Source organism: Campylobacter concisus, assembly GCF_002165815.1.
Lineage (GTDB): Bacteria > Campylobacterota > Campylobacteria > Campylobacterales > Campylobacteraceae > Campylobacter_A > Campylobacter_A concisus_BH.
This window is the reverse complement of the sequence record NZ_NDYN01000001.1, coordinates 493,040-507,949: the sequence shown is the minus strand read 5'-3', so window position 1 is coordinate 507,949 and position 14,910 is coordinate 493,040. Positions and strand designations below refer to the sequence as shown.

Genomic DNA, 14,910 nt, shown 5'->3' with positions numbered 1-14,910 from the left:
ATGGATAAATTACATTTAGAGATCGTAACTCCTCAAGGTCAGATATTTAATGATGACGTGAGTAGTGTAGTGCTTCCAGGTAGCGAGGGTGAGTTTGGTGTTTTGCCAAACCACGCCTCATTAATATCTCTTTTAAAAGCAGGTATTATAGATATAGAAGATAAGCATAAAAAGCATGATGTAGTTGCTATTAACTGGGGCTATGCAAAGATCGATGAGGGCAAAGTAGTTATACTAGCTGACGGTGCGGTCTATGTCTCTGGCAATAGCGAAAGCGAGCTTGCAAATTCATTAGAAGCTGCTAGAAATTTGATAGAGAGTATGAGCAGTGATACAAATGCTTTTGCAGCAACTATATCAAAGATGGAAAATGTAGTGAGAGCAAGATAAGTGGGCGGAATAGATATATTTTTAAATTACATTCAAAGAAGTAGTTTTATTACAATTATAGTTTTAACTTGGTTGTCAATATATTTTATAGTTAGTTTTACAATTCTTTTTTCAAGAATGGCTGGCATAGGAGCTTGGCAAAAACGCGAGCAAAATGCGCTTGAAGCACTACTTATGGGCGCTAAAAATATACCAAATGACTCATCTTTAAAAAAGTGTGCAAGTGGTAGAATTTCGAAAGAAAAGCTAAATGTCTGCATAAGCATTGCCGAAAAAAATGCTACAAGTGGGCTTACATGGCTTAGCGTAATAGCTTCTACTTCTCCTTTTATCGGTCTTTTTGGAACAGTCGTATCTATCTTGGAGACATTTTCACAGCTAGGAAATGGTGCAGGCTCATCTCTTGGAGTTATAGCCCCAGCTATTTCAGAAGCGCTTGTTGCGACAGGTTGTGGAATTTTTGTTGCCATCCCAGCATATACATTTAACTTGCTTATAAAAAGAAAAGCTTACGAATTAATGAGCGTTATCGAGCGTCAAGCTGACGTTATGATAGCACTTAAAAAAGATGACGAGACGTTATAAATGGCTCTTAAATTTGACGACGAAACACCAGAGTTAAACATAACGCCTCTTGTTGATATCATGCTTGTTTTGTTAGCTATTTTAATGGTTACAATGCCAACTATAACATATCAAGAAGATATAACATTGCCAGACGGCTCAAAGGCAAAGACATCTACGTCTAAACAAAAAGATCTTATAGTGTCTATAAATGCACAAGGACAAGTTAGGATAGATCAAAGTACAATGAGCCTTGCTGAACTTCCAGATAACATTGCACTAATGAGTGCAAAATATGACAAAACCTCGCCTATATACATAAAGGCTGATAAAAATTTAAAATACGATGATGTTATGTTTGTATTAAAGACTTTAAAAGGTGCTGGTTTTAATAAAGTAGCTTTAGAGACAAACGGTTAAGATGCCTAATAAAGTTAAATTTCCAACGCTTAGTTCATTTTTTGTAGCGTTTTGCATTTACATTATCATTGTGCTTGCTTTGTTTATAAAGCTTACTTTTTTTAGCGAACCTCCTAAAAAATATACTGATGACAAAGATGCTATTATGGACGTAGTTATGGTTGATAGAGAAGTCGATCAAACCATAAAAGCGCCAAAACAAGCAAAAGAGGTCGTAAAAGAGACAAAACCAGAACCTAAAAAAGAGTCAGAAGAAGATAAACAAGAGACTACAAATAAACCTGTTGTGCCAGATGAGCCATTGCCAACCCCAAGCTTGCCAACTCCTCCAAAAGAAGAGCCAAAACCTGAGCCTAAAAAACCAGAACCAAAGCCTGAAATCCCAAAACCTAGCGAAGAGCCTAAAGAGGATGTCAAACCTGAGCCAAAACCTGAGCCTAAACCTACGCCAAAACCAGTTGAAAAGCCAAAACCAAAAGAGCCAAATATAAAAGATCTCTTTAGCGACATAGATTCGACTAAGCTTAAAAAAGATGATGGTATAAAAAAGGCTGAAAATAAAGTGCAAAGTCGCAAAAAAAGTGAGGCTTCTAGCTCAAAAGCTGCAAAAGAGGCTAGCGACATCATCAAAAGCCTAAAAATAGATCAAAATCCAACCGCACCAAAATCGCAAATGACAGGTACTTACGATAAATTATTTGGTGAAATAACAAAGCAAATTGAAAGAAGATGGCAAAGCTATAAAGCTGACTCTGCAAATATAGCTAAGGTGAAAGTTATGATAGATCAGAGCGGAAATTTTAACTATGAAATTTTAGAGCTATCATATAATGAAGAGTTTAATGCAAAGGTAAAAGAGTGCCTGGAAAAGCTTACTGCAGAGAAATTTCCATTTAATCCAGACAAAAGTACTACTTTTAATTTAAATTTAGAAGATAAAATAAACTAAAATTTATAAATTTACGGAGTAGAGATGAAGAAAATTTTTCTTTTTTTGTGCGTTGCTCTAGGGCTTTATGCTGCTGATGCGACGATATCTGTTATAAACCAAGGTGTTGCTTTGCCAAAGATAGCTTTGCAAGATGCAACTACAGCTGTTAGTGATGCAGGCTTTAAAGATAAATTCTTTAAGATCATGCTGGGTGACTTGAAAGTTAGCTCTGACTTTGAAGTTATCGAAGATCACGTGCCTTCAACCTACGAGGGAACAGCGGCTACAAATACAATGAGCGACAAAGGTGTTGAGCTTATCTTTAGATATGCTCTTGAAGGTTCTATGGGATCACCTCTTACTTTAAGAGTAAAACTCATCGATGCAAAGACTGCAACTACAAGGTATGAGAGAGTATATAACATGCCTGATGGTGCAAAGTACCCATTTTTGGCACACAAAAGTATAGTTGAGCTAACAAATGAGCTAAATTTACCACCAGTTGGCTGGATGGAGAAATTTATCATCCTAGCAAAATACACTTCAGCTCGCCAAAGTTCTATTATAGTGGCTGATTACACACTTACGTATCAAAAGACGATCGTAAGCGGCGGTCTAAATATCTTCCCTAAATGGGCAGGCGCTGATCAGAGTAAATTTTACTATACATCTTATGTAAATAACAGACCAACTTTGTTTAGATATGATTTAAATTCAGGCACTAAAACAAAGATAATAGATAGTATGGGTATGCTTATAGCATCTGATGTTAGCAAAGATGGAAGTAAAATTCTATTAACTATGGCTCCAAAAGATCAACCAGATATTTTCATCTATAATACAGGTAGCAAAAAATTAACTCAGATCACAAACTATCCAGGCATTGACGTAAATGGAAATTTCGTAGATAACGACAGTAGAATAGTTTTTGTTTCAGATAGACTTGGATATCCAAATATCTTTGCAACACCTGCAACTTCAGGCGGAAGTGTTGAGCAAATGGTGTTTCACGGCAAAAATAACAACTCAGTAAGCACTTTTGAAAACTATGTAGTTTATTCAAGTAGAGAGGCTAGTGGCGGCTTTAATATCTATCTAATCTCAACTCAAACAGATTTTATCCGTCAGCTTACAGCAAATGGTAAAAATAACTATCCAAGATTTTCAAGTGATGGTCAAAGTGTTGTTTTTATCAAAGAACTTGGCGGTCAAAGCTCGCTTGGCGTTGTTAGATTAAATGAGAACAGAAGTTTCCAATTTCCACTAAAAGTAGGTAAAATTCAATCTATTGATTGGTAATATTCTGGTAATATTTAAAAAAAATATGTTATAATTCGACCAAATTTTTCAAAAAGGATATGGAATGAAAAAAGTAGTTCTAGCAAGTGTTGCAGTTGCAACTTTATTGTTGAGCGGTTGTAGCTCTAAAAACCCTGAAGTTGATATGAATGCAAATTCAAATCAATCTGCAGATAACTCAGGTAGCATGAGTGATGCTGATAGATTAGCAGCTCTTATCGCTAACATCGAGAGCCAAGTTAAAAGTGTATACTTTGACTTTGATAAATTCAATATCAAAGCTGACCAACAAGGTGTTGTTAGCTCAAATGCATCAGTATTTAACCAAGCTGACGCTCAAGCTCTTTCTATAAAAGTAGAAGGTAACTGCGACGAGTGGGGTACAGATGAGTATAACTATGCTCTTGGTCTAAAACGTGCTAAAAGTGCTAAAGATGCTCTTGTAAGAAATGGCGTTAGCGCTGATAGAATCGCTGTAGTAAGCTTTGGCGAAAGCAACCCAGTTTGTACAGACAAAACAAAAGCTTGCGACGCTCAAAACAGACGTGCAGATTTCAAAGTACTTCCTTAATCTGTAAGTAATAATGAATAAAAAAATAATCATTGCGGCTCTTCTTGGAGCCGCTTTCTCTATAGGTTCAGCTCAAGAAGTTTCAGCATTTGACGCAGGCAATATGGATAGCGCAAATCCATACGGACTAACAGATGATGAAAAGGCAACTCTAAGCAACAAAAGAAGTGTTCAAAATATCGAAGAAAACATGGATAATGTTTCAGAACAACTTCAAGGTTTGCAAAGCTTAATTGAGAGCATGAGTGCTAGGATGAACAAGCTTGAGCAAAGAATGAACGATATTGAAACCAAAGTCAATGGTGGTATAAGCGATTCTGGTGTAAGTTTAACATCGCTAAAAGCTTACGTTGATGAGACTAGAGATATACAAGATAAAAACTATAAAAACATTACTGCTGCCTTAAATAAGTTAGGCGCGATAATGGATAAAAACGCTGCTCAACCAAAGCAAAATGCAAATCCAAAACAACAAAATAAGCCAACTTCAAATTTTAGTGGCAAAAGCGACAAAGATATTTTAGCTGATGGCATTAAGCTTTTAAATTCTGGTAATAGCACAGAAGCAGCTGAATATTTTGAATACTTAAACAAAAAAGGCTATAAAACTGGTGCTTCAAATTATTATTTAGGCGAAGTTGCTTATAGTCAAAAATCATACAGCACAGCCATACAATACTATAAAAAAAGTATACAAAGTGAAGATAAGGCTGACTACACTCCAAAACTTTTGTATCACACAGCTATAAGCTTTGATAAGATTGGTGATACTCAAAATGCAAATAGATTTTATAAGGCTTTAAAAGTAGGCTATCCAGATAGCAAAGAAGCCAAAGCTGCTCCCAACAGAAACTAAAATTTACTCTTTTTTAGATATAATCTCGCATTAATCAAAACTAAATTCCAAGGAGATTATTGTGAGTAAAGATCAAGTTATAACTATGTTTTATGAGCTAAAAGACGCTAATACTGGCGAAATTTTAGAGTCAAATATGCAAGAAGGTGGTCAAATTTCTTTTATTACAGGACATGGCCACATTATAGAAAAGCTTGAAGAAGAAGTAAGCAAACTAAAATCAGGCGACAAAGCTACTATAAATATCAAAGCAGCTGAGGGTTGTGGCGAATACAATAAAGACGCCATCCAATCACTTCCAAAAGAGCAATTTGCCGGTATAGACCTACATGAAGGCATGGAGCTTTTTGGTCAAAATGAAGACGGCTCAAGTGTTCGCGTCATCGTTAAAGAGATCAAAGATGATGAAGTAACAGTTGATTTTAACCACCCATACGCTGGCAAAGACTTGCTATTTAATGTTGAAATTTTAGAAGTTAGAGACGCGACTGAAGATGAAAAAACAACTGGCATGGTAGCAGGTGCACACACTTGCGGTTGTGGCGGACATGATCATGATCACGAGCATGAGTGCTGCGGCGGTCACGGACATGGTGAAGGCGGTTGCGGTTGTGGCGGTCACGGACATCATCACCACTAAGAAGCCAAAATGAAAAAATTTGCTTTTATTTTTGCGGGTCAAGGCTCGCAAAGTGTTGGCATGGGGAAAGACTTTTATGAAAATTTCTCTTCGGCAAAACTTCTTTTAAATGACGCTTGCAATGACACAGGCATTGATTTTGAAGAGCTTTTATTTACGCAAAACGACAAGCTAGACAAGACAGAATTTACTCAGCCTACCATTGTTTTAAATTCGCTTATGAGCTATTTAGCTTTTAGCGAGCGCATAAAAACTAAACCAGAGTTTAGCCTAGGCCACTCACTTGGTGAATTTACAGCTCTTGCGGTTAGTGGCGCATTTAGCTTTGTTGAAGCGATTAGACTTGTAAATTTACGTGGTAAATTTATGCAAGAGGCGTGCGTTGGCAAAGACGCTGGCATGATGGTGGTGCTTGGACTTAGCGATGAAGTTGTTGAGGGGATTTGCAAAAACGCACAGAATGAGGGCTTGCAAATTTACGCTGCGAACTACAACTGCGATGGTCAGATAGTTGTAGCTGGCGTGAGGGCTGACCTTGCAAAATACGAGGCAAAATTTAAAGAAGCAGGTGCAAAAAGAGCAATGCTTTTAAATATGTCAGTAGCTAGCCACTGCCCGATACTTGAGCCTGCTAGTGTTAAACTAGCAAACGAGCTTGAGGGCGTTTTGGCTGCGAGTTTTGCCCCAGTCGTTTCAAACGTAAATGCAAAAATTTATACTGATAAAAATGAAGCATTAGTTCTTTTAAAAGAGCAGCTAACGCATCCAGTTCGCTACAAGCAAAGCATTAAAAACTACGAAAACGAGGTTGATTGCTTTATTGAGCTAGGTGCCGCGACACTAAAAGGCATAAACAAAAAGATCACAGAAAAACCGACATATAGCGTCACTGACATGGCGAGCCTTGAAGAGGTTGTGAAGATATTGGAGGAGAGATGATAGCGATACTTGGAGCGATGCAAGAGGAGATAACGCCGATCCTTGAGATGGTTGGCGAGTATAAAATTACCGAATATGCAAATAATAAATTTTATGAGGCAAACTACAAAGGCAAAGACCTAGTCATCGCCTACTCGAAGATCGGCAAGGTAAATGCGGCGATCACTGCGACCTTGATGATAGAGAAATTTAAGGCTTCAAAGCTGCTTTTTACTGGTGTTGCTGGCTCACTTGATGAGAGCTTAAAGATAGGCGATATGCTATATGCTACTAGCCTTGTGCAGCACGACCTTGACATCACGGCTTTTGGACATCCATACGGCTTTGTGCCAGGGACAAGCATCTTTGTAAAAAGCGATGAGAGCCTAAATGAGCTAGCTAAAAATGTCGCTAGCAAAAAGGGTATGAGCCTAAATTCAGGTATCATCGCAACTGGTGATCAGTTCATCTGTGACAACGAGAAAAAAGAGTGGATCAAAAAGATATTTAACGCGAGTGCTACCGAGATGGAGGGTGCGAGCGTTGCGCTAGTTTGCGAGACGCTTGGCGTGCCATTTTTCATCCTTAGAGCCATCAGCGACGGAGCTGGCAATGAGGCTGAATTTGACTTTGATAAATTCTTACAAGACTCAGCAAATGTCAGCGCTAAATTTATCCTAGAAATGGTGGAGAGCTTATGATAGAGCTTAGCAAGAGACTGCTTAGGCAAGTTGGTCAGACAAACGCTAAATATAAGATGATAGAGGGCGGAGATAAGATATTGCTTGGCCTTAGCGGTGGCAAAGATAGCCTCGCACTCGCTCACGTGCTAAAGCACATCCAAAACGTCACGCCTGAGAAATTTGAGTTTAAGGCGGTGACGCTAAGCTACGGCATGGGCGAAGACTACGCATATCTTACCAAGCACTGCAACGAGCATGGCATAGAGCACGAGGTGATCGATAGCTCAATTTTTGAAATTTCAAAAGAGAAGATCCGCAAAAATTCTAGTTTTTGCAGCTTTTTCTCGCGCATGAGAAGAGGTTATCTTTACACCTATGCGCTAAAGCATGGCTTTAACAAGCTTGCGATCGCTCACCACTTAGACGATGCAGCAGAGAGCTTTTTTATGAATTTCACCTATAATGGCGCGCTTAGAACGCTTGCTCCAAAATACAAAGCAAAAAATGGCATCGTCGTGATCAGGCCATTTATCTTTGTGCGTGAGAGACAGCTTCGCGAAAATGCGATCAAAAATGAGCTGAGAGTTGTTGGCGATGAGGCGTGTCCTGCGATGAGATTTGACGTGAAGATGCCACACGCTAGATATGAGACTAAGCAGCTTCTAGCAAATTTAGAGAAAGAAAATCCAAAGCTCTTTACATCGCTTAAAGCAGCATTTGAAAACATCCACACAGATACATTTTTTGGTATCAACGAAGGCAGTGAAGAGTAAATTTAACTCTTCATTTTTGCCCTTAAAGCTAAATTTAAAACCAAATTTCTTACAACCACCCAAAAGTCACAACTCATTTTGAAGCAGGAACGCTCCTTGCTTACTAAATATAAATTTGATAAGCAAGGATGAAAAATGAGCATTTTTAGTGTTAGCACGCAAAAGTATAGCTCAGTAACTACTGAGGCAAAAGCAAGGAAACTTCAAAAAGAGCAGTCTGAAAGTGTCAAATTTCAAAACGCTCTTGCAAATAATGAAAAAACAAAAGACATTGCACAAAATTTGACACACTTCTCCTAAATAAACCCAACAAATATGAACTAAAACCAGAGTTTGTTTTCTAGAAAAAGTATAGGAAATGATAGGTAAGTTTATATATGATATTTTATCATAAAAATAAATAGATAATTAATAATAATTTAAGTTTAAGAAAGACAAAATATCGTCTATATAGTTTACATTAAGGAGGTAAAAAAATGAAAAGAATTTTAGTTTTACTTGTAGTTTTATTCTCTATTGGATTTTCCAAAGATCTTACTGAATCGGGAAAAGAAGCTTACGATAAAGGTGACTACCAAAAAGCTGCCCAGCTTTATCAAAAAGCTTGTGATAGTGGACAGGCTGTGGGTTGCTCTAACTTAGGGGTTTCATACCAAAACGGTCAAGGTGTAAAACAAAATTTTTCCACTGCAAAACAATATTTTGGCAAGGCTTGTGACTTAGGACTTCAGTTAGGATGTGATGATTACAAAAAGCTAAACAAAAAAGGCTATTAAAAATTAATTAGTATGAGATGTTCTTTACTGTTGTTAGACAATTACGAGACGCTTTTAAAAGAAGAATGGAATCTGACCTAGGCGGTTGGTAAAAAATTTAAGTAGCCTACATAAAATTCGTAGGCTACCATTTTCAAAGGAACTGAAATGATCGCTAGCATAAACGGAATTAGTAATACAACAATGCAAGACAACACTATCCAAAAAGAAAAGGCAAAAATGTCAAAGGAGCAAGAAAAGGCTCTAATTGATTCATATATGCAAAATTTAATAATTGATAATGTTGAAATGTATATCAAAGAAGATAGAAGTAGTGAAAACTGGATAACAGAAACCATAGAGAAGATAGACAGCATGCTCTCTGAAAAGTATAGCTATACCATTGATGAAAGGCGAGCTTTATTATCAAAATATCCAGAAAACTTAGAGGAATTTGAAATCAATGTATTACAATCTCACATGGACTGGTTGCTTACCAACTCTGTTGATGGCAAGCCAACAATATCTGGAAAAATGGTTGGTATCGGCACAAAAGAAGAAGAAGATGAACTAGATGCTTTTATGGAAACTATGTCCTCCCTTTATCCAAACAACAACAAGGAGTCGCTTAGTCTTTTAGATAGAACCGACCTAAGTATAGATGAATTTAAAACATTATTTGCCAAAGCAAGAGAGAAAGCTACAAAGGATGTTGAGGAGCAAAGAAAGCAGATAATCAAAGAAGAGCAAGAATACAATGCAAATTTTGCTAAAGAGCAGTCTGAGAAAAAATTTAAACCTATGCAGGTTAAAAAGAAGTATGAGACCTATGATATAAACAAGGATCAGAAATTTCTCTTTACAAGAGAGCTTTTAAATTTCAAAGAAAAAAGAGGCATAGATGTCTTAGAGCTTATGCAAAAGATAGATAAGAAGCAAATTTTAAATAAGATGGCTTGATAGGTAAAGCAGAACGACCTTGTCATAGGGGTAACTTAGTAGCGGCTTGTATAGATATAAAGATGAATTTAAACCTTTTTATCGACAACCTTTTTACCATTTTCTTCAAGTTTTTGCATGATACGAAGCACATCAATACCTCGTTCTCTCTCAAGTTCTTGAAGCTTGAGCAAATATGAAAATTTCTCATCCTTAGTAATGTCATAAGTTTCAGTGTTTTTGCTTTCAGCTTGGATAGGAGTAAATTTTTTCTCTTTGGTATCGTCTTTTTCTTCTTCAGCGCTCTCTATATCCTGAAGACCTTTTTCATTCATCTCTTTTAGTATATTGACAGCATTTTTAGTATCTTCGCCAGATAAAGTTATATTAAACCGCTCTTTTAGTGCATATTTAGCCCACTCCTCTTTAAACTCATCAACGCTCATATCGCTATCAAGCAGATCAACAGTCCTTGAGTTTTGCATAAATAGCAGCTGGCGATTGCCACGATATTCATTTAAAAATTCATTTACAGTATATGGGGTATCTCTTAAAATTTTTGGCTTATCATTGTCTGGTTTTGCTTGCTGACCTTGTATATACTCTACAAATAAACCCTTGCTTTCATTTATGAAATTTTTAAGATCTGATAGCTGCTCGCTTGTAAAGTCAGGATCATAGCCTCTAAGCTTTCCTATGATAGTGACTTTTGCTTCATCACCTTTTGTAAAGCCAGATAGTGGATATATATGTCTATCGTAAGCCGCAGCTTGAGCTTTTTTATCTAGCCTTGCGTATTTAGGAAAGCTCATACCATATCCCATATTGTTATCAAGTATCTCGTTTATATCGTTAAATTTAAACTCCATCTCACTAGCTATGTGCTCTCTAGATAGATAAGGATATGGCGAGCTAGAAATTTGCATTTTACTATCCTTAGTAAATTTTAAACTACTCAACGATTTTTCAAAATTTGTTTGAGTGAAATTTTCTTAGTTGGTAAATCGTCTTTTAAATAATTTAGTTTATATATGGCTTATCTCTACACAAAATGCCCCCTGTTGATAAAAATTTACGGCACAACTTTTGCTTACTCTTTGAAGCTAAATTTCAAGGAGTAAGCTATGAAAGTCTCTTATAACTCCATCTTAACAAAACAGCACTACCAAAAACATACAAAAAGCGAAGGCTTTGCAAACTTCTTACCTAACACTCCAAATATAAATTCGATCAGCCAAACCACTATTCCTAAGAATGACTTTGTTTCATCTAGTAGTATCGACTCTCTTTATCAGGCTAAATTTACTTCACAAGAGGGTTATGGATATAGTGTAGATGCTAAAGGATTTATGGGGGCTGACTTTAACAAGGCTGCAGGCTTGCCACAGGACTTTAAAATTCACAAAAGCACGCTTGATGCGATAGTGCTACACAATCAAAAGCACCCAAACTATACAAATATTTCAATGGATACAAGAAAGGATAATGCTCTGTTTGGAGAGGATAGCTTTGCAAATATCGATCTAGCAAATACTATCAAGCAATACTATAAAATTTTTGATCAAATTTCAGCTGGAGTTATTAGCAAGGGTAAAGAGTTTTATTCAAATGAAGATCTAGCAAAGATGCCAAAGGGCTACTTTTCAAAAGATAAAAAAATAGAGCATTACGAATACCTAATGGGTAGGATGACTAGCGATGAGCTAGATGGACTAACCGATAGAAGCAATGAAAAGATAACTCATATCTTTAGAACAACTCAAGACGTAGAGAATGCACGCAAGCTAATAAATGATCTAAGTGATATAAATGTAGAAGTCAATGGAAATTTCCTTGACTTCTCTCCAGAAGTGATGACAACTGAGCATACTATCCCTTATATGTGGGTTAGTAGTGCTGGATATGACTTTAAGCCTGATATGTCCGTATATGATAACGAACAAGGCTATACAAAGGAGCAAATCTTTGTTGCATTTTTAAAAAACGAGCAAGGTCTTGTATTGCAAGGTGGCACAACAAGGATAACTGACGAGGCTCTTAGTGTATATAAAAACTATCAGATAATTACAAAACAAGATAGAAGTGAGATAGGCATACCAAAGGCTTATTATGATGAGATACTATCTGGCAAGAAAGATCTAAAAGATATACTAGCTAGGATTTTAAAGCTTAGAAATTTAGAGCTTAAAAAAGATCACACGCTTGAGGGACTAGCAAGTAAGATAATGGACGTTTTAAAAGAATTTGATGAGAGGACGAAGGTAAAAGCCTAAAGTCCGTCAAGTAAAATTTTATAAAGGCGGTTTATCTCATCGTCATTTAGCTCGATCGTGCTTTTTGTGTCAAACAAATTTTTGATCTTGCCAGCGTCAAATTCGCTCCTATCAAGGCAGTGCTTGTGAGATGGCAAAAGGCCACGAGTGAGGCAAAGCTCGCTCTTGATCTCTTCGTCACAGATAAAGCACTCAAGCTCGCTGTGAAGCCTGCCTTCATACTCTAAAATTTTGACGTAGCTTTCGATGATAAGGCGTTTTGGATTTTGCAGCTGCATCTGTTTGGCGCAGCGATCAAGCTCGTTAAAGTAAATTTCATCGAGCTGCTCGACCTCTTTTAGATGATCATAAAGTAGGCGCATAAACTGCTGCCAAATGATGAGTTTGTCGCGCTCTAGCAGCCACTTAAAGCCAAGGTGAAGTATGCTTCTAAGCTTTGGTAGAAATTTCGCCTCTTGCTCTAGCTCAAAGTCGATCTTGTAGCCAGTCATGATGTTTGAGTGGCGAGCGCCAAAAAATCTATATGATTTTACGAGCAAATTTGGCGTTAGCACAAAGACTAGAAGGTCCTCGTCTCTGACCTTTTGCACGCGCAGGATGTAGCCTTGCATCTAGGCAAAAAACTCCCTTATGCGCTCTCTCATCGCTGTCACGTCTTTGATGAAATTTACATCGTTTCTAAAGCTCGTAGCGCCATCTATGCCCTTGCTGTATTGGTGGAGGTGCTTTCTAAATATACAAAGTCCATGCTCGCCGTAGTGCTCGATCATAGCGTCGAAGTGAGCTAGGATGATCTCTTGTTTTAGTGCCTTATCCACGCTACTTTTGGTCTTTATCTCGTGAAATATCCAAGGGTTGCCTATGCTTGCCCTGCCGATCATAAGGGCGTCACATTTTGTGAGATTTAAAATTTCATCTGCATTTTGCGCGTTTATATCGCCATTTGCAACGACTGGGATTTTCACGCTTGCCTTTACTCTAGCGATCGCTTCGTAATCAACCTTTGCGCTGTATCCACCAGCTCTGGTGCGCCCATGCACTGCGATGTAGTCTGCGCCGGCTTCTTCGCAGGCTTTTGCGATTTTCTCTTCGTTTTTGTCGTTAAAGCCAAGTCTAAATTTAACGCTTAGGCTCTCTTTGTTTGAGACGCTTTTTATAGCTGAGATGATGCTTTGAAGTTTGTCAAGATCATTTAGCAAAGCCGATCCAGCTCCTTGTCTAACGACCTTTGGTACGGGGCAGCCGCAGTTTAGATCGAGCCCGTAAATTCCATCAAATTTATTGATTATCTGCACGGCTTTTTTTAAATTTTCTATCTCACTGCCAGCTATCTGGACGACGTATGGATCTTCGTTTGGGGATTTTTTAAGCATTTCAAGAGTTTTATCACTGCTCTCATAGACCAGGGCATTTGCGCTGATCATCTCGCTAACAGTGACATCGCAGCCAAATTTCTTGACGACGCTTCGTAACGGCAGGTCAGAAAAGCCAGCAAGTGGCGCTAAGAAAAGTGGCTTTTTACTAAAGTCTATCATTTAAAAAATAGCGAGCTAGGCACCATTTTGCCGTTATCTCGTAAAAATAGTAAAACCTTTATCTCTTTAAACTCATCAGGGTCGCTACCCTCGATAGCCTCTCTTACTTTATCAAGCATCTGAAGCTCAAATAGCGCATATACGTAAGCCTCATCAGCGTCAGCATGGATGCTTTTTAGCTTCTCAAAGATGCCGATAAACGCATCTGGTTTTAGCTTGTTTTTAAGCATTATGGCTGCTTTGTCGTATTGTGCTTTTGTTACTTTTGCGTTGTTTAGAAGACCAAAAATTTCATCGCTACTTAGGTCGATCTCATCATTTACAAAACGCGTGATAATGGTCATTATATCTTCGCTTGCTAGCTCTGGATCAATTTTTTTGATCTCACTAAATGAAGCTGTTTTTATGAGCTTATCGAAGGCTGCCTTTTTAAGGCTCTCGTTTTGCTCTTGGTTTTTAAGCACGTCAAGATAGTAAGTAGGCAGCTGCTCGATCTTGTTTAGCTCGTTTAGGATGTTTAGCTTGCTATCTTTTGCTAGCCTAAATTTCTTTAGATCGACGATCTCTTTGTTTTTTATGCTTTTTATGGTTTGTAAGATGTTGTTTATCTCGCCGTCATCAACGCCAACATCTTTAAGCTCGCCTACTGGTGAGATAGAGCGAGTGAGCTGTGAGGCGATCTTGTAAGTGTCAGTTTTGAAGTCTTTGTTGCTCTCAAAGCCAAGAAGCGTCTCTTTTGCAAGGTCTTTGTAGAGCTGGCTATCTTTTTTTATCCATTTTTTATATCTATAAAAGGCGTATCCGTGATATGCGATGTGAAGTAGGGCAAGGAGCGCCAAAAGAGCTACTGGAAGTGCCACCCAGACAGCTACTGGCAAGGTTATGGCTTGACCTAAGAGCTCAAAGGTGAAGTCTGAACTATTAAGAGAATAGGTAAGTCCTGCAACAACTGCTGTGTAGATGATGCAGTAGACGAGAAATTTTCTGGTTTTCATATTTTCTCCTTAGTTTTTTGCTGTTTTTTCTATTATCTCACGACAAGCTATGCAGTATTTTGCATGCGGTTTTACTTTTAGGCGAGGGACGCCGATCTCCTCTTCGCACATGTCACAAATTCCATAAGTCTTGTTTGCTATCTTTTCAAGTGCCTCGTCGATCTCGTGAAGCTCGGCTCGTTGTTGGGTTGAGATAGACTGCTCTATAAGCTGGTCGGTATTTACTGAAGCGATGTCAAATTCATCGCTTACGCCACTATCTCTTAGGCCACTTACTTCAACTGATGAGTCATAAATATTTTTTTTGATTTGTAGCTTTCTATCTTCAAGTAGTTTTTTGAAAAAATTTAGCTCGTTTTGAGTCATTT

At 37.8% G+C, this 14,910-nt stretch carries 20 protein-coding genes; 15 read left to right on the top strand and 5 right to left on the bottom strand.

From position 1 onward, the window contains the following. The 14 genes from atpC to B9N65_RS02640 all read left to right on the top strand — a co-directional run bounded on the left by atpC (position 1) and on the right by B9N65_RS02640 (position 9,760). Positions 1 to 390: an ATP synthase F1 subunit epsilon gene (gene atpC, locus B9N65_RS02700; protein WP_002939398.1), complete on the top strand. Its 390-nt coding sequence runs from the start codon at positions 1 to 3 to the stop codon at positions 388 to 390. Next, positions 391 to 975 carry a MotA/TolQ/ExbB proton channel family protein gene (locus B9N65_RS02695; protein ID WP_009294341.1) on the top strand — a complete coding sequence of 195 codons (585 nt, stop codon included), beginning with the start codon at positions 391 to 393 and terminating at the stop codon, positions 973 to 975. Continuing rightward, positions 976 to 1,374, top strand: a complete 399-nt coding sequence (locus B9N65_RS02690) for a biopolymer transporter ExbD (RefSeq protein ID WP_002939405.1) — start codon at positions 976 to 978, stop codon at positions 1,372 to 1,374. A 1-nt stretch (position 1,375) separates the two neighbouring features. Further along, positions 1,376 to 2,323, top strand: coding sequence for a TonB C-terminal domain-containing protein (locus tag B9N65_RS02685; protein ID WP_087582693.1), 948 nt, complete (start codon positions 1,376 to 1,378; stop codon positions 2,321 to 2,323). A 24-nt stretch (positions 2,324 to 2,347) separates the two neighbouring features. Further along, positions 2,348 to 3,604 (top strand): Tol-Pal system protein TolB, encoded by a 1,257-nt coding sequence (tolB, locus tag B9N65_RS02680; protein ID WP_009294339.1) that lies wholly within the window; start codon positions 2,348 to 2,350, stop codon positions 3,602 to 3,604. A gap of 64 nt (positions 3,605 to 3,668) precedes the next feature. Continuing rightward, positions 3,669 to 4,175, top strand: coding sequence for an OmpA family protein (locus B9N65_RS02675; protein ID WP_002939415.1), 507 nt, complete (start codon positions 3,669 to 3,671; stop codon positions 4,173 to 4,175). Positions 4,176 to 4,188: 13 nt separating this feature from the next. Continuing rightward, a complete protein-coding gene (locus B9N65_RS02670) occupies positions 4,189 to 5,031 on the top strand; it encodes a tetratricopeptide repeat protein (RefSeq protein ID WP_087582692.1) in 843 nt (280 codons plus the stop codon). 55 nt (positions 5,032 to 5,086) lie between these two features. Then, positions 5,087 to 5,671 (top strand): FKBP-type peptidyl-prolyl cis-trans isomerase, encoded by a 585-nt coding sequence (locus B9N65_RS02665; protein WP_257640015.1) that lies wholly within the window; start codon positions 5,087 to 5,089, stop codon positions 5,669 to 5,671. A 9-nt stretch (positions 5,672 to 5,680) separates the two neighbouring features. Then, a complete protein-coding gene (gene fabD, locus B9N65_RS02660; RefSeq protein ID WP_087582690.1) occupies positions 5,681 to 6,610 on the top strand; it encodes an ACP S-malonyltransferase in 930 nt (309 codons plus the stop codon). After that, on the top strand, positions 6,607 to 7,290 hold the full coding sequence (locus B9N65_RS02655) for a 5'-methylthioadenosine/adenosylhomocysteine nucleosidase (protein WP_087582689.1): 684 nt from the start codon (positions 6,607 to 6,609) through the stop codon (positions 7,288 to 7,290). The genes fabD and B9N65_RS02655 overlap by 4 nt, the downstream gene beginning before the upstream one ends. Further along, positions 7,287 to 8,045, top strand: a complete 759-nt coding sequence (locus B9N65_RS02650; protein ID WP_087582688.1) for a tRNA 2-thiocytidine biosynthesis TtcA family protein — start codon at positions 7,287 to 7,289, stop codon at positions 8,043 to 8,045. The genes B9N65_RS02655 and B9N65_RS02650 overlap by 4 nt, the downstream gene beginning before the upstream one ends. 135 nt (positions 8,046 to 8,180) lie before the next feature. Then, the gene (locus tag B9N65_RS10870) at positions 8,181 to 8,345 is read left to right on the top strand and encodes a hypothetical protein (RefSeq protein ID WP_180385114.1); all 165 of its coding nucleotides are present in this window, start codon (positions 8,181 to 8,183) and stop codon (positions 8,343 to 8,345) included. Positions 8,346 to 8,521: 176 nt separating this feature from the next. Beyond that, the gene (locus tag B9N65_RS02645) at positions 8,522 to 8,821 is read left to right on the top strand and encodes a tetratricopeptide repeat protein (protein ID WP_087582687.1); all 300 of its coding nucleotides are present in this window, start codon (positions 8,522 to 8,524) and stop codon (positions 8,819 to 8,821) included. A 147-nt stretch (positions 8,822 to 8,968) separates the two neighbouring features. Further along, on the top strand, positions 8,969 to 9,760 hold the full coding sequence (locus B9N65_RS02640; protein WP_087582686.1) for a cell surface protein: 792 nt from the start codon (positions 8,969 to 8,971) through the stop codon (positions 9,758 to 9,760). Between the two features lie 68 nt (positions 9,761 to 9,828). Here the strand turns inward: B9N65_RS02640 and B9N65_RS02635 are convergent, their stop codons facing one another. Beyond that, on the bottom strand, positions 9,829 to 10,665 hold the full coding sequence (locus tag B9N65_RS02635) for a polyribonucleotide nucleotidyltransferase (protein WP_087582685.1): 837 nt from the start codon (positions 10,663 to 10,665) through the stop codon (positions 9,829 to 9,831). A gap of 198 nt (positions 10,666 to 10,863) precedes the next feature. Here B9N65_RS02635 and B9N65_RS02630 point away from each other — a divergent pair, with 198 nt between their 5' ends. Further along, a complete protein-coding gene (locus B9N65_RS02630; protein ID WP_087582684.1) occupies positions 10,864 to 12,012 on the top strand; it encodes a Cj0814 family flagellar-dependent secreted protein in 1,149 nt (382 codons plus the stop codon). On the opposite strand, the gene recO is transcribed toward B9N65_RS02630, so the two are convergent. Genes recO through dksA form a run of 4 tightly spaced genes read right to left on the bottom strand, consistent with a single transcriptional unit; the run spans position 12,009 to position 14,908 of the window. Further along, entirely contained in the window at positions 12,009 to 12,623 is a 615-nt protein-coding gene (gene recO / locus B9N65_RS02625) for a recombination protein RecO (RefSeq protein ID WP_087582683.1), read from the bottom strand. The genes B9N65_RS02630 and recO overlap by 4 nt on opposite strands. Beyond that, on the bottom strand, positions 12,624 to 13,547 hold the full coding sequence (locus B9N65_RS02620; protein WP_087582682.1) for a tRNA dihydrouridine synthase: 924 nt from the start codon (positions 13,545 to 13,547) through the stop codon (positions 12,624 to 12,626). After that, positions 13,544 to 14,542, bottom strand: coding sequence for a hypothetical protein (locus B9N65_RS02615; RefSeq protein WP_009294330.1), 999 nt, complete (start codon positions 14,540 to 14,542; stop codon positions 13,544 to 13,546). Before B9N65_RS02615 ends, B9N65_RS02620 begins: the two co-directional genes overlap by 4 nt. A gap of 9 nt (positions 14,543 to 14,551) precedes the next feature. Further along, positions 14,552 to 14,908, bottom strand: coding sequence for an RNA polymerase-binding protein DksA (gene dksA, locus B9N65_RS02610; RefSeq protein ID WP_021085778.1), 357 nt, complete (start codon positions 14,906 to 14,908; stop codon positions 14,552 to 14,554). Positions 14,909 to 14,910: the final 2 nt, after the last annotated feature.